The organism is Micromonospora sp. NPDC047812 (assembly GCF_040704175.1).
GTDB lineage: Bacteria > Actinomycetota > Actinomycetes > Mycobacteriales > Micromonosporaceae > Micromonospora.
Window position 1 is genome coordinate 696926 of record NZ_JBEYRY010000001.1, and the last position, 13756, is coordinate 710681.

Below are 13756 nucleotides of genomic sequence, written 5' to 3' on the forward strand. Positions count from 1 at the left end.
GAGACGGGGAGCAACCAGTGACGTATTCGACCAACGGCCGCCGGGTCCTCATCACCGGCGGCACGGGTTCCTTCGGCAGGACGATGGTGCGCCGCCTCCTCGACCGCGGCGTCGGCGAGGTCCGGGTGCTCAGCCGCGACGAGGCGAAGCAGGACGACATGCGCCGGCAGCTCGGCGACGACCGGGTGCGCTACCACGTCGGGGACGTGCGCGACTACGACTCGGTGCTGCGGGCCAGCCGGGGGATCGACCACATCTTCCACGCGGCGGCGCTCAAGCAGGTGCCCTCGTGCGAGTTCTTCCCGCTGGAGGCGGTGCGGACCAACGTCCTGGGCAGCGCCAACGTCGTCGAGGCGGCGGAGCGCAACGGCGTCGGCTCCGTGGTCGTGCTGAGCACCGACAAGGCCGTCTACCCCGTCAACGCGATGGGGATGAGCAAGGCCATGATGGAGAAGGTCGCCCAGGCGCACGCCCGGAACAACCCGAACAGCGCGACCACGGTCTCCTGCGTCCGGTACGGCAACGTCATGTACTCCCGTGGCTCGGTCATCCCGCTGTTCATCGAGCAGATCAAGGCGGGCCGGGCGCCCACGGTGACGGACCCGGGGATGACCCGCTTCCTGATGTCGCTGGCCGACTCGGTGGAGCTGGTCGAGCACGCCTTCCAGCACGCCCGGCCCGGCGACATCTTCATCCGCAAGGCCGTCGCCTGCACCGTCGGCGACCTGGCCGAGGCGGTCTGCGAACTCTTCGACGTGCCCGCGAAGCTCGACGTGATCGGCGTACGGCACGGCGAGAAGCAGGACGAGACGCTGGCCAGCCGGGAGGAACTCGCCCAGGCGGACGACTTCGGCGACTTCCTCCGGGTGCCGCTGGACGCCCGCGACCTCAACTACGCGCTCTACGTCTCCGAGGGTGAACTGGGGCAGGGGCCGCGGGAGGACTTCAACTCCGCCAACGCGCCGCGGCTGGGCGTACCGGAGATCGTCGAGCTGCTGAAGACGCTGCCGGAGGTCCGCGCGGAGCTGGCCCTGCGGGACCCGGTGCTGGCGTGCTGAGGCTGGCGGTCACCGGCGCCGGCGGCTTCCTCGGCTGGCACGTGCGGGTGCTGCTGCGCGTCCTCGGCTGGCCGGAGCCCGTCGTCGTCACCCGGGCCGACCTGACCGACCCGGAGCGGGTCGCGGCGAAGGTCGACGGCGTCGACCGGGTGCTGCACCTGGCCGGGGTCAACCGGGGCGAGCCGGCCGACGTCGCCGCCGGCAACGTGCAGCTCGCCGCCCAGCTCGCGCAGGGCCTCAAGCACTGCCCGACCCCGCCCGCCGCGGTGGTCTTCGCCAATTCGGTGCAGGCCGGCAACGGCACGCCCTACGGCGACGCCAAGGCCGCCGCCGCCGGCATCCTGGCCGACACGGGCCTGCCCGTCGACGACGTCCTGCTGCCCAACCTGTACGGCGAGCACGGCCGGCCGTACTACAACTCCGCGGTCGCGACGTTCTGCCGGCTGCTCGCCGAGGGCGGGCAGCCGGAGGTGCACGGCGACCGCGAGCTGAGTCTGGTGCACGTCACCGACGCGGCGGCCCGGCTCGTCGGCGTACCGGCCGGTGGCTCGTGGGACCCGGCCATGCCGGCGCTGCGGACCGGCGTACGGGCCCTCGCCGACCGGCTCGCCGTCGTCGCCGCCACCTACCGGACGGGCGAGCTGCCGGCCCTGGTGGACCGGCACGACGTGCGGCTGTTCAACACCTACCGCTCGCACTGCTTCCCGGCGCACTACCCGCTGGCGCTGCCCCGTCGGGCGGACGCCCGGGGCGAGCTGGTCGAGACGGTCAAGGCGCACGGGGGAGGCGGCCAGACCTTCTGCTCCACCACCCGGCCCGGCGTCACCCGCGGTGAGCACTTCCACCTGGCCAAGGTGGAACGCTTCGTCGTGCTGCGGGGGTCGGCGGAGATCAGCCTGCGCCGGGTCGGCGAGACCGGGGTGGTGCGGTTCCCGGTCACCGGCGACGAGCCGGTGCTGGTGGACATGCCCACCATGTGGGCGCACAAGCTGGTCAACACCGGCGGCGACGACCTGGTCACCATGTTCTGGACGAACGAGCTGTTCGACCCGGGACGGCCGGACACCTGGCCCGAGCCGGTGGAGACGGGCCGGCCGGAGCACGCCGTGGCCGTCGCGTGAGGATCGGCCTGGTCAGCCAGTGGTACCCGCCCGAAGGGGTGTTCATCCCGGGCAACCTGGCGCGGCAACTGGCCGGGCGCGGCCACGACGTGCGGGTGCTGACCACCTTCCCGAGCTATCCGCACGGCCGGATCTTCCCCGGCTGGCGGCAGCGCTGGGGGCACACCGAGACCGACGGGCCGGTCGCCGTCCGGCGCGTGCCCGCCTACCCCAGCCACGACACGTCCGCCGCCCGGCGCGCGCTGAGCCACCTGTCCTTCGGGGCCAGCAGCGCGCTGGGCGGCGTCCGCTGGTTCGCGGGTGTCGACGTCACCTACGTCTACCACCCGCCACCCACCTCCGCCGCCGCGGCGGCGCTGGCCCGCCTGGCCCGCCGTACGCCGATCGTGCTGCACGTCCAGGACCTGTGGCCGGAGTCGGTGCTCGGCTCGGGCATGGCCCCCGCGGGCCGGGCGGGCCGGGCCCTGGAGCGCGGCGTCGCCGCGCTGATGCGCGCGACGTACCGCCTGGCCGGCGCCGTCGTGGTGATCTCGCCGGCGATGGCCGACCTGGTCGTGGCCCGGGGCGCGGACCCGGACCGGGTCCGGGTGGTGTGGAACTGGACGGACGACGCGCTGTTCCGGCCGGTGCCGGCCACCGACGAGGCCCGCGCGGTGCTCGGTCACCGCGGGCGCTGCACCGTGATGTTCGCCGGCAACATCGGCCTGTTGCAGGGGATCGAGACCGCGATCCGGGCGGCGGCCGCCGTGCGCGACCGGATCGACCTGGTGCTGGTGGGCTCGGGTGCCGGCGAGCAGGCCGCGCGCCGGCTCGCCGCGGATCTCGGCGCCGACAACGTGCGCTTCGTCGGCCGGCAGCCCGCCGAACGGATGGCCGCGCTGTACGCCGCCGCCGACTGGCAGCTGGTCTGCCTGCGCGACCTGCCCGCGCTGCGCGGCAGCATCCCGTCGAAGCTGCAGGCCGCGCTGGCCTGCGGCGCGCCGGTGATCGCGTCCGTGGGCGGCGACGCCGCGGCCCTGGTCCGTTCGGCCGGGGTCGGCCTGGTCTCCCCGCCGGGGGACTGGCGTGCGCTCGCCGCGCGCTTCTCCGTCGCGGCGGCCGAGTCCGCGGCGGTCCGGGCGGAACTGGGCCAGCGGGCCCGGCGGGTCTACCAGGAGCGCATGTCGCTACGGGTGGGCGTGGACCAGTTCGAGGACATCATGACCAAGCTGGCAGCAGAGAGAGGACGGGCATGACCCGGATCATGACGGTGGTCGGCACCCGACCCGAGATCATCCGACTGTCCCGGGTGATCGCCCGGCTCGACGACACGGTGGACCACCTGCTGGTGCACACCGGACAGAACTGGGACAGCACGCTCTCCGACGTCTTCTTCAAGGAGTTGCGGCTGCGCGAACCGGACCGCTTCCTGCGGGTGGACACCTCGTCGCTCGGCCGGGTGCTGGGCGGCGTGCTGGTCGGCATGGAGGCGGCGATCGCCGAGACGCGGCCCGACGCGCTGCTCGTGCTCGGCGACACCAACAGCTGCATCGCCGCGCTGATGGCCCGACGGATGCGGGTGCCGGTCTACCACATGGAGGCCGGCAACCGCTGCTTCGACCTCAACGTCCCCGAGGAGACCAACCGGCGGCTGGTCGACCACGTCGCCGACTTCAACCTGGTCTACACCGAGCACGCCCGGCGCAACCTGCTCGCCGAAGGGCTGCACCCGCGTCGGATCCTGCACACCGGCTCGCCCATGCGGGAGGTGCTGGAGCACTACCGGGCCGACGTGGCCGCCTCGGGCGTCCTGCGTCAGCTCGACCTCGGGCCCGGCCGCTACTTCGTGGTCAGCGCGCACCGCGAGGAGAACGTGGACCAGCCGGACCGCCTCCAGCGCCTGCTCGACTGCCTCAGGGCCGTGCGCGACCGGTGGGGGTACCCGGTGCTGGTCTCCACGCACCCGCGTACCCGCAAGCGGCTGGAGGCGTTGGCGCCGGACGCGACCGCCCTCGACGGCATCGCGTTCCACGAGCCGTTCGGCCTCTTCGACTACGTGCACCTGCAGACCAGGGCCTTCTGCACGCTCTCCGACAGCGGCACGATCAGCGAGGAGGCCGCGATCCTCGGCTTCCCCGCCGTGACGTTGCGCGAGTCGATCGAGCGCCCCGAGGCGCTCGACGCCGGCGGCATCATCATGACCGGGCTCGACCCGCAGGGCGTCGTGGAGGCGGTCGAGGTCACCGTGGCCCAGGTCGCCGCCCAGGGGGTGCCGTGCCCCGTCGACTACCGGGTCCCGGACACCTCCCGCCGCGTGGTCGACTTCATCCTCTCCACCGTCCGCCGGCACCACGACTGGGCGGGCATCCGCCGCTGACCGCAACCACGAGGGCCGGCGACCGGAGCTTCCGGTCGCCGGCCCTCACCGTGTGGCGGGTCAGCGGGCCAACGGCACCTGCACGGAGGCGCGGGGGACCGGCCCGGCCGGGTGGTCGCAGAGCAGGGCGAGCTGCGCGACCACCTTCTCCGGATCGTCGTACGGGTCGAGGCCGCTGACCTCCATCGGGTCCAGGGCGGGCACCGCCACGTGCGACACCAGCGGGTGCAGCGGGCGGGCGTCGGTCTCGCCGGTGCCGAACAGGTCCTCGTGCAGCTTCTCGCCGGGGCGCAGTCCGGTGTAGACGATCGGCACGCTGCTGTCCGCCTGCTCGGCCAGCTGCCGGGCCAGGTCGGCGATGCGGACGGGCTCACCCATGTCCAGCACCAGCGCCTCCCCGTCGCGGCCGATCTCGGCGGCCTGCAACACCAGGTGCACCGCCTCCTGCACCGTCATCAGGTACCGGGTCACCTCCGGGTGGGTGACGGTGAGCGGGTGGCCCAGCTCGATCTGCCGCTGGAACGCGGTCACGACCGACCCGCGGCTGCTCAGCACGTTGCCGAAGCGGACGCTGAGGAAGGTGCCGGGGAAGCGGGAGGAGGCGTGCGCGGTCAGCCGCTCGGTGATCCGCTTCGAGTAGCCGAGGACGCTGATCGGGTCGGCGGCCTTGTCGGTGGAGATGTTGACGAAGCGGGCCACGTCGCGGCACGCGTCGAGCACCGAGAGGGTGCCCCAGACGTTCGTCTTCACCGCCTCGCCGGGGTGGCGCTCCAGCAGCGTGAGGTGCTTGAGGGCGGCGGCGTGGAAGATGACGTCCGGCCGGCGCTCCCGCAGGATCCGCCGGATGCCCTCGTCGTCGCGCAGGTCGGCGAGGATCAGCTCGGGACCGTCCAGCATGGCCCGGCCGGTCAGCGACATCTGGAGACCGTGCAGGGCCGACTCGTCGCGGTCGAGCATCATCAGCTCGCCCGGGTCCGTCTTCATCAGCTGCCGGCACAGCTCCGAGCCGATGGAGCCGCCGGCGCCGGTCACCAGGATCCGCCGGCCGCTGAGCCCGTCGCCGTTCAGCGCCATGTCGGCGGCCACCTGCCGGCGGCCGAGCAGGTCGTCGATCTGCACGTCGCGGACGTCGGTGACGGTGATCCGGTGGTCGACGAGGTCCCGTACCGGCGGCAGCACCTTGAACGCCGCCCCGGTCTGGAGGGTGGCCTCGCGGATCTGCCGGATCAGCGCGGCGTCGGCGTTGGCGACGGAGAAGATCACGGTCGTCGCGCCGGTGCGCCGGACGGCCGCCGCCACGTCCTGACGCCCGCCGAGCACGCGTACGCCGCCGATGCGCAGGTCCCGCTTGTCGGGGTCGTCGTCGAGGGCGCCCACGGGCCGGTAGCGTCCGCGCGGGTCGCCGAGCATGGCCCGGAGCAGCCCCTGCCCGGCGTCGCCGAGCCCGAACAGCAGCACCGGGTTGGAGGACCGGGCGTCGGGGCGCATGGCGAGGTCGCGACGGTGCCGGTAGGTGAACCGGGCGGTCAGCATGAACAGCAGCGCCAGGGCGCCACCGACCAGCGGCGTGCTCGCCGGCACCGGTCGTACGCCGGCCGGCAGCAGCCCGATCAGCATGATCGCGGCGGTGGTGGCCGCCGTTCCCGCCACGCCCTGCACCTCCTGGAGGCTGCCCAGCGGGTGGCGTCCGGAGTAGATCCGGCGGACCGCCGCGACGGCCACGTGCACGACGGCGGCGAGGGCGCCGCAGGTGGCGGCGCGCGCGAGCTGGCCGGATGCCAGGTCGAGTTCGTAGCGGAACCAGACCGCCGCGACGAATCCGCCGACCCAGGCGGTGCTGTCGGTGGCGAGGAATCCGATGGTGCGGCGGCGGGCCCTGGCCCGGTGCGACCTCTGCTCACCGAGTCGGGTGGTCTCTGTTTCCGGCGGCATGTGTGCTCCCTGTCCGTCTCCGACCGCTTCCGCCGCGGGGCGGAAGGAGCTTTGGGCTCTTTAAGTTGATACAGGCCCGAGAGTCATGTTTGGAGGTTTTCAGGTTTGATGACCGATTTTTCGTCCGTGGGGCCGATGGCCCGTCGGTTCAACGGGCGGGCACGCCCTTGACGACGACGCCGTCCGGCACGTCGCGGACGACGCAGGCGCCCGCCCCGACGGTGCTGTCCCGGCCCACCCGCAGGCCCTGCAACACGGCCGCCGTCGTGCCGACGAGCACCCCCTCCGCCAGGTGGCAGTCGCCGGAGACGGCGGCCAGCGGATTGACCGACACGAAGTCGGCGAGGGCGCAGTCGTGCCCGACCGTGGCGTTCTGGTTGAGGTGCACGTGCCGGCCGAGCGTGACGTTGGTGGTGACCCGGGCCCCGGCGAAGGCGACGAAGCCCGGTCCGTGCACCGTGTCCGGCCCGACCGTCGCCGCCGGATGCACGAGGCTCGCCGCCGGCGTGCCGTACGCGTCGACCCGGGCGGCGACCGCCCGCCGGACGCGGGGGTCGCCGATGCCGATGACGTGGTGCGCGTCCGGCGGCGCGTCGCGCAGCCAGGCGACGCCGCCGAGGTAGGGCACGTCGAGCCGCTGCACCCGCTTCAGGTTCTCCTCGGAGGGCCGGTCGTCGACGAACCCGAGCAGGCGCCAGCGCGGCCGGCCGGCGGCGGCGTCCATCGCCCGGGCGATCGTGAGGACCTCCCGGCCGTGCCCGCCGCAGCCGACGACCACCAGCGGGACCGTCACGCCGTCGACGCTCCCGTGCGGGCCACCAGGAACTCGTCGACGGCGGCGAGGACGAGGCCGACCTGCCGCTCGTTCAGCGCGCTGCCGCTGGGCAGGGCCAGCCCGTCGGCGAACAGCCGCTCGGCCACCCCGGTGAGGAGGCACTCGGCGTCCGCGTACGCCGGTTGCAGGTGCATCGGCTTCCAGACCGGGCGGGTCTCGATGTCGCGTTCCGCCAGGTGGGCGGCCAGGTCGGCGGCCCGCCAGCCGGCCCGCTGCGGGTCGACCGCGATGGTGGTCAGCCAGCAGTTGGAGCCGGGATCCTCCACGCCGAGCAGCCGCACACCCGGGATCGGGGCGAAGAGCTTGGCGTACTGGTCGCGCAAATGCCGGCGCCGGGCGATCATCCCGTCCAGCCGGACGAGCTGGGCGCGGCCCAGCGCGGCGAGCAGGTTGCTCAGCCGGTAGTTGTAGCCCGTCTCGCGGTGCTCGTAGTGCGGCGTCGGCTCGCGGGCCTGGGTCGACAGGAACCGGGCCCGGGCCAGCAGGGCCGTGTCGTCGGAGACGAGCATCCCGCCGCCCGAGGTGGTCATGATCTTGTTGCCGTTGAAGGAGAGGATGCCCACCTGCCCGAAGGAGCCGGCGGGCCGGCCGTGGTGGGTCGCGCCGAGGGCCTCCGCGGCGTCCTCGACGACCGGTACGCCCGCCGCCGCGCAGACCGGGGCCAGCGCAGTGTGGTCGGCGCAGCTGCCGAAGAGGTCGACGGGGACGACCGCGCCGACGCGCTGTCCCCGGAGGACGAGTGCCCGGATCAGCTCGTCCACGAGGGCCACGTCGACGTTCCCGGAGTGCGGGTCGCAGTCCACGAAGACCGGCCGCGCGCCGGCGTAGCGGACCGCGTTCGCGGTCGCCACGAACGTCAGCGTCGGCACGATGACGGCGTCGCCGGGCCCGACTCCCACCCCCAGCAGGGCCAGGTGCAGCGCGGCCGTGCCGGAACTCACGGCGACGGCGCCGCGGGTGCCCACCCGCATGGCGACCTCGCGCTCGAACGCGTCGAGGTCCGGACCGACGGGCGCGACCCAGCCGGACCGCAGGGCCGCGACGACGTACGACTCCTCCAGCGGCCCGACGTCGGGCGGGGACAGGTGGATGGTCCCGCTCATCGGCGACCTCCGGCGGGGACGGTCAGGGAGGCGTCCGGTCCCGGTGCGGCGGGGACCAGCGGGGGCGTGCCGAGGAACTCGGGCGCGGTGGCCGAGCCCGCCGCGGAGATCCCCTCGCGGCGCAGCACGGTGCGGACGGTCGCGGCGAGGATCGACAGGTCCAGCCGCAGGCTGCGGTGGTCGACGTACCAGACGTCCAGGTCCAGCTTCTCCTCCCAGCCCAGGCTGTTGCGGCCGCGCACCTGGGCCAGCCCGGTGACGCCCGGCCGGACCTCGTGCCGGCGGGCCTGGGTGGGGGAGTAGCGCGGCAGGTACTCGGTGAGCAGGGGGCGGGGGCCGACCAGGCTCATGTCGCCGCGCAGCACGTTCCACAGGGTCGGCAGCTCGTCCAGGCTGGTGGAGCGCAGGAACCGACCCAGCGGCGTCAGCCGGTCCCCGTCGCGCACCCGTCCCCGCAGCGGATCCGGCGGGAGCATGGTGCGGAACTTGACCAGCTCGAACACCCGGCCGTGCCGTCCCGCGCGGGGTTGCCGAAACAGCACCGGCCGGCCGAGTCCCGCCGCCACCAGCACCGCCACGACGAGGACCAGTGGCGCGGTCAGCACCAGCAGCGCCACGGCCGCCAGCACGTCGATCGCCCGCTTGAGGGCCTCCGGTCGGGGCCGCTCCGCGAGGCTTTCCGGCGTGTCCACGGAACCAGGCAAGGCTTCGACCTCCAGGCAGAGTCGGGCACCATACGACAATCACGTTCTAACAGGGATGAACGTGCCGGCGATGCGAAATCGCCACACTCGACGCCGATCCCGACAGGTCAACCGCGCAACGGCCCGTCAGGACGCGGCCCGGCACCGAAGACGTGGCACCTCGGCCCGGCCGCGCCGGCAGTAGAGTGCTCGACGGTCCACGACGCGGGGGAGAGCCGGTGCTGCATCTGAGGGTCATCGCGCCGAGCGACCAGTCCTCCGCCGTGGCGGACCTGCTGGCCGCCGATCCCGGGGTGACCCACCTGGCGGTGCTCCCGGGCGCCGCCCGTCAACCGGCGGGCGACCTCATCCTCTGCGACGTGGTCCGGGAGAGCGCCGACAGCGTGCTGCACGCGCTACGGCAGCTCGGCGTGGAGGAGCGCGGCGCCATCTCGGCCGACGACGTCGAGCTGTCCATCTCCGCGGCGGCCGGCCGGGCGGCCGAGAAGGCGCCGGGCAGCGGGGCGGACGCGGTGGTCTGGGACGAGATCGCCGCCAAGACCGGCGAGCAGACCGAACTCTCCGCCACGTACCTCGTCCTGCTCACCGTCGCCACCATGCTCGCCGGCGTCGGCGTCCTGCTCGACCAGCCGATCCTCATCGTCGGCGCGATGGTGGTCGGCCCCGAGTTCGGCCCCCTGGCGGCGCTCTGTGTCGCGCTGCTGCGCCGCAACCCGACGGTCATCGGCCGGTCGGTGCAGGCCCTGGTGGTCGGCTTCCTCGCCGCGATGGTGGTCACCGTCCTCAGCACCTGGGGCCTGGACGCGGTGGGGCTGGTCGACCGCGGGATGCTGGAGTCCGAACGCCCCCTGACCGACTTCATCTGGCGGCCCGACGCGCTGTCCTGGGTGGTCGGCCTGCTGGCAGGAGTCGCCGGCATGCTCTCCCTGACCTCGAAGAAGTCCGGCAGCCTGGTCGGCGTGCTGATCTCGGTGACCACCGTGCCGGCCGCCGCGAACGCGGCCGTCGCCGTCGCTTACGGCGTCTGGCACGAGGCGTCCGGATCGGCGCTCCAACTGGTGATCAACCTCTGCGCGATCCTGCTCGCCGGCCTGGCCACACTGCTGGTGCAGCAGGCGTGGTGGAGGCACCTGGGCCGGCGGCGCCGGCTCCGCCGACCGGGCGGCGTCATCCGCTGACCCGCCCGGGCCGACTGGCCCCCGCGCGCCCAGCCCGGAGCGCCTGCCCCGCTCGCTGCTCCGAACACCGCGCCCCGCTCAGGGCGTCGCGCCGCCCGCCTCCAACCGGCGCTCCAGCAGCGTGCGCAGCGGGATCGACTCGCCGTCGCGACCGCCCGCGCCGACCACGAGCGGCGGTGGGCTGGGCTGCGGCTCGGCCCCGAGCAGCAGGGCGCGCGGGCCGCCCGCCACGGTCAGCAGGTGGAAGCGGCCGTCGACGTCGACGGCCCGGGTGCGTGCCCGGTCGACGTACCAGCCGCGCAGCCTCGTCCGGTAGCTCCCGCGCCCGTCGAGCCCCCGGGCCGTGAGCCGTTCCGTGGGCAGCCCGCGCCGGGTCGCCTCGGCGACGAACCAGGCGACCAGCTCCGCCGCCTCGGCGTGCTCGGCCGCCCGCCGGCGCTCGTCGGCCGCCGCGTGCGCCCGCACCGCCCGCCGCTGCCGCTCCCGCCACTCCAGGCCGTCGCCCACATCCACGACCGCGACGGTACGCCCCGCCGCCCGCCACCCGAAAGCACCAGCGCGAGCCCACCCGCCGGGCGCCGGTGGCCGGTGAGCCGCGGCTGGCGGGCGGGAGGTCCGCTCGACGCTGTCGAGCTGAGTCGTTCGCGACATCAGGCGAGTTGCCTGAGCCGTCATCCGAATCGTCTACGACATCAGCTCGACAGCGTCGGGCATGCGTCCATGCCGCTCGGTCCGGGCGGTCCGGAACCCGGCGGCCGGGCTTCGCCGTGCACCCCTCCGGCCGCCGGTGAACGTGGCTCCCACCCGATCGTCGAGGTCGACGCCGCGTGCGACCGCGTCAGGCGAGTCCGGCCCGGCGCAGCGCGTCCGCCATGGCGTCGTTCGCCGGCGCGGGCCCCGCTCCGCCACGGCCCTGCCGCCCAGCCCCGCCCCGCCCGTCCTGCCCGGACTGACCAGCCTGCCTGCCCTGACCGCCGCGTCCGCCGCCCTGGGCACCCCGGTCACCGCGTCCGCCGCCCTGGCCGGGCTGGCCGCCCTGACCGCCCCGGGAGGCGCCCCGGTCGCCGCGCGGTCCGACCTGCCCGCCACGTTCGCGGCGTCCGCCGTCCGGGCCGCCGCGCCCGGCGCCCGCCTCCGCGTCGTCCTCCAACCGGAGGGTGAGCGAGATCCGTTTGCGGGGCACGTCGACGTCGAGCACCTTGACCCGGACCACGTCGCCGGACTTGACCACCTCGCGCGGGTCCTTCACGAACGCCCGGGACATCGCCGAGACGTGCACCAGCCCGTCCTGGTGCACGCCGACGTCCACGAACGCGCCGAACGCGGCCACGTTGGTCACCACGCCCTCCAGCACCATGCCGGGCACCAGGTCGCCGATCTTCTCCACCCCCTCGACGAAGGTGGCGGTGCGGAACTCCGGCCGCGGGTCACGGCCCGGCTTCTCCAGCTCGGCGAGGATGTCGGTGACGGTGGGCAGGCCGAAGGTGTCGTCGACGAAGTCGGTGGCCCGCAGCCCCCGCAGGATGGCGCTCCTGCCGATCAGCGACCGCAGGTCCTGCCCGGTGCTGGACAGGATCCGACGCACCACCGGGTACGCCTCCGGGTGCACGCTGGAGGAGTCCAGCGGGTCGTCGCCGCCGGGGATGCGTAGGAAGCCCGCGCACTGCTCGAAGGCCTTCGGCCCGAGCCGGGCGACCTTCTTCAGCTCCGAGCGGGTGCGGAACGGACCGTTCGCGTCCCGGTGCAGCACGATGTTCTCCGCCAGCCCGGCGCCGATGCCCGAGACCCGGGTCAGCAGCGGCGCGGAGGCGGTGTTGACGTCGACGCCGACCGCGTTGACGCAGTCCTCGACCACCGCGTCCAGCGACCGGGAGAGCTTCACCTCCGACAGGTCGTGCTGGTACTGGCCGACCCCGATCGAGCGCGGGTCGATCTTGACCAGCTCGGCGAGCGGGTCCTGGAGCCGGCGGGCGATGGAGACCGCGCCGCGCAGCGACACGTCCAGGCCGGGCAGCTCCTGGGAGGCGTACGCGGAGGCGGAGTAGACCGACGCGCCGGCCTCGGAGACCACCACCTTGGTGAGGTTGAGCTGCGGGTACCGCTTGATCAGCTCGCCGGCGAGCTTGTCGGTCTCCCGGCTGGCGGTGCCGTTGCCGATGGCGACCAGCTCGACGCCGTGCGCCCCGGCCAGCCGGGCGAGGGTCTCGATCGAGGCGTCCCACTGCCGGCGCGGCTCGTGCGGGTAGATCGTGTCGGTGGCGACCACCTTGCCGGTGGCGTCCACCACGGCGACCTTCACGCCGGTACGCAGGCCCGGGTCCAGCCCCATCGTGGGCCGGCTGCCCGCCGGGGCGGCGAGCAGCAGGTCCCGCAGGTTGGTGGCGAAGACCCGTACCGCCTCCTCCTCGGCCGCCTGCCACAGGCGCATCCGCAGGTCCGCCCCGAGGTGGATGAGGATCCGGGTGCGCCAGGCCCAGCGCACCGTGTCGGCAAGCCACCGGTCCGCCGGCCGGCCCTTGTCGGTGATGCCGAACCGCCCGGCGATCGCCGCCTCGTAGCGGCTCGGCCCGGTCGGCACCGCGTCGGCCTCGCCGGCCTCCTCGGGCTCCATGGTCAGGTCGAGCACGCCCTCCTTCTCGCCCCGGAACATGGCCAGGATCCGGTGCGAGGGCAGCTTCGGGTACGGCTCGGCGAAGTCGAAGTAGTCGGCGAACTTCGCGCCGGCCGACTCCTGCCCGTCGCGTACCCGCGAGACCAGCCGGCCCCGCGACCACATCTGCTCGCGCAGCGTGCCGATCAGGTCGGCGTCCTCGGCGAAGCGCTCGATGAGGATCGCGCGGGCGCCCTCCAGGGCGGCGGCGGCATCGGCCACGCCCTTCTCCGCGTCCACGTAGCCGGCGGCGGTCTGGCGCGGGTCCTGACCCGGGTCGGCCAGCAGCGACTCGGCGAGCGGCTCCAGCCCGGCCTCGCGGGCGATCTGCGCCCGGGTCCGGCGCTTGGGCTTGTAGGGCAGGTAGATGTCCTCCAGGCGGGACTTCGAGTCGGCCGCCATGATCTGTGCTTCCAGGGCCTCGTCGAGCTTGCCCTGACCACGGATCGACTCCAGCACCGCCGCGCGCCGCTCGTCCAGCTCGCGCAGGTAGCGCAGCCGCTCCTCCAGGGTGCGCAGCTGGGTGTCGTCGAGCAGGCCGGTGGCCTCCTTGCGGTAGCGGGCGATGAACGGCACGGTCGCGCCGCCGTCGAGCAGCTCCACGGCCGCCCGTACCTGACGCTCGGCGACGCCGAGTTCCTCGGCGATCCGCTGATGAACAGAGAGGGTCACGATCTCGATCCGCCTTCGGTGTGGGTTCCGCTGTGCATTGTGCCGGCCCGGACCGACGGCCGTCGCCGCCCCCGGCCCGGCGTGCCGGCACCTCGCCCCGTGGCGCTGCCGCCGTCCCCGGCCCGGCGTGCCGGCGGCGACCCGTCG

At 74.1% G+C, this 13756-nt stretch carries 11 protein-coding genes; 5 read left to right on the forward strand and 6 right to left on the reverse strand.

The genetic code is table 11. The features are described 5' to 3' along the window. The first annotated feature begins 17 nt into the window (after positions 1 to 17). Genes AB0883_RS03125 through wecB form a run of 4 tightly spaced genes read left to right on the forward strand, consistent with a single transcriptional unit; the run spans position 18 to position 4535 of the window. A complete protein-coding gene (locus AB0883_RS03125; RefSeq protein WP_366639008.1) occupies positions 18 to 1058 on the forward strand; it encodes an SDR family NAD(P)-dependent oxidoreductase in 1041 nt (346 codons plus the stop codon). Then, complete coding sequence (locus AB0883_RS03130) at positions 1052 to 2179, forward strand: NAD-dependent epimerase/dehydratase family protein (protein ID WP_366639010.1); 1128 nt, start codon at positions 1052 to 1054, stop codon at positions 2177 to 2179. Before AB0883_RS03125 ends, AB0883_RS03130 begins: the two co-directional genes overlap by 7 nt. After that, positions 2176 to 3414 carry a glycosyltransferase family 4 protein gene (locus AB0883_RS03135; protein WP_366639011.1) on the forward strand — a complete coding sequence of 413 codons (1239 nt, stop codon included), beginning with the start codon at positions 2176 to 2178 and terminating at the stop codon, positions 3412 to 3414. The genes AB0883_RS03130 and AB0883_RS03135 overlap by 4 nt, the downstream gene beginning before the upstream one ends. After that, the gene (gene wecB, locus AB0883_RS03140) at positions 3411 to 4535 is read left to right on the forward strand and encodes a UDP-N-acetylglucosamine 2-epimerase (non-hydrolyzing) (protein ID WP_366639013.1); all 1125 of its coding nucleotides are present in this window, start codon (positions 3411 to 3413) and stop codon (positions 4533 to 4535) included. Before AB0883_RS03135 ends, wecB begins: the two co-directional genes overlap by 4 nt. A gap of 60 nt (positions 4536 to 4595) precedes the next feature. On the opposite strand, the gene AB0883_RS03145 is transcribed toward wecB, so the two are convergent. From AB0883_RS03145 to AB0883_RS03160, 4 genes are all read right to left on the reverse strand, one after another. After that, on the reverse strand, positions 4596 to 6467 hold the full coding sequence (locus AB0883_RS03145; RefSeq protein ID WP_366639015.1) for a nucleoside-diphosphate sugar epimerase/dehydratase: 1872 nt from the start codon (positions 6465 to 6467) through the stop codon (positions 4596 to 4598). Positions 6468 to 6615: 148 nt separating this feature from the next. Then, the gene (locus AB0883_RS03150; RefSeq protein ID WP_366639017.1) at positions 6616 to 7260 is read right to left on the reverse strand and encodes an acetyltransferase; all 645 of its coding nucleotides are present in this window, start codon (positions 7258 to 7260) and stop codon (positions 6616 to 6618) included. Further along, positions 7257 to 8405 (reverse strand): aminotransferase class I/II-fold pyridoxal phosphate-dependent enzyme, encoded by a 1149-nt coding sequence (locus tag AB0883_RS03155; protein WP_366639019.1) that lies wholly within the window; start codon positions 8403 to 8405, stop codon positions 7257 to 7259. Before AB0883_RS03155 ends, AB0883_RS03150 begins: the two co-directional genes overlap by 4 nt. Beyond that, a complete protein-coding gene (locus tag AB0883_RS03160; RefSeq protein WP_366639020.1) occupies positions 8402 to 9097 on the reverse strand; it encodes a sugar transferase in 696 nt (231 codons plus the stop codon). Before AB0883_RS03160 ends, AB0883_RS03155 begins: the two co-directional genes overlap by 4 nt. Before the next feature lie 230 nt (positions 9098 to 9327). On the opposite strand from AB0883_RS03160, the gene AB0883_RS03165 reads away from it, so the two are divergent. Beyond that, entirely contained in the window at positions 9328 to 10287 is a 960-nt protein-coding gene (locus AB0883_RS03165; protein ID WP_366639022.1) for a DUF389 domain-containing protein, read from the forward strand. Between the two features lie 78 nt (positions 10288 to 10365). Here the strand turns inward: AB0883_RS03165 and AB0883_RS03170 are convergent, their stop codons facing one another. Together AB0883_RS03170 and AB0883_RS03175 are read right to left on the reverse strand one after the other, a co-directional pair. After that, positions 10366 to 10794 (reverse strand): hypothetical protein, encoded by a 429-nt coding sequence (locus AB0883_RS03170; RefSeq protein ID WP_366640256.1) that lies wholly within the window; start codon positions 10792 to 10794, stop codon positions 10366 to 10368. Positions 10795 to 11125: 331 nt separating this feature from the next. Next, positions 11126 to 13609, reverse strand: coding sequence for a Tex family protein (locus AB0883_RS03175; RefSeq protein ID WP_366639024.1), 2484 nt, complete (start codon positions 13607 to 13609; stop codon positions 11126 to 11128). Positions 13610 to 13756 lie beyond the last annotated feature (147 nt).

What these genes read in the sequence shown, in the direction of transcription:
- wecB (WP_366639013.1), top strand. Translation starts at nt 3,411, where the DNA reads ATGACCCGGATCATGACGGTGGTCGGCACCCGACCCGAGATCATCCGA.
- AB0883_RS03145 (WP_366639015.1), bottom strand. Translation starts at nt 6,467, where the DNA reads ATGCCGCCGGAAACAGAGACCACCCGACTCGGTGAGCAGAGGTCGCAC.
- AB0883_RS03155 (WP_366639019.1), bottom strand. Translation starts at nt 8,405, where the DNA reads ATGAGCGGGACCATCCACCTGTCCCCGCCCGACGTCGGGCCGCTGGAG.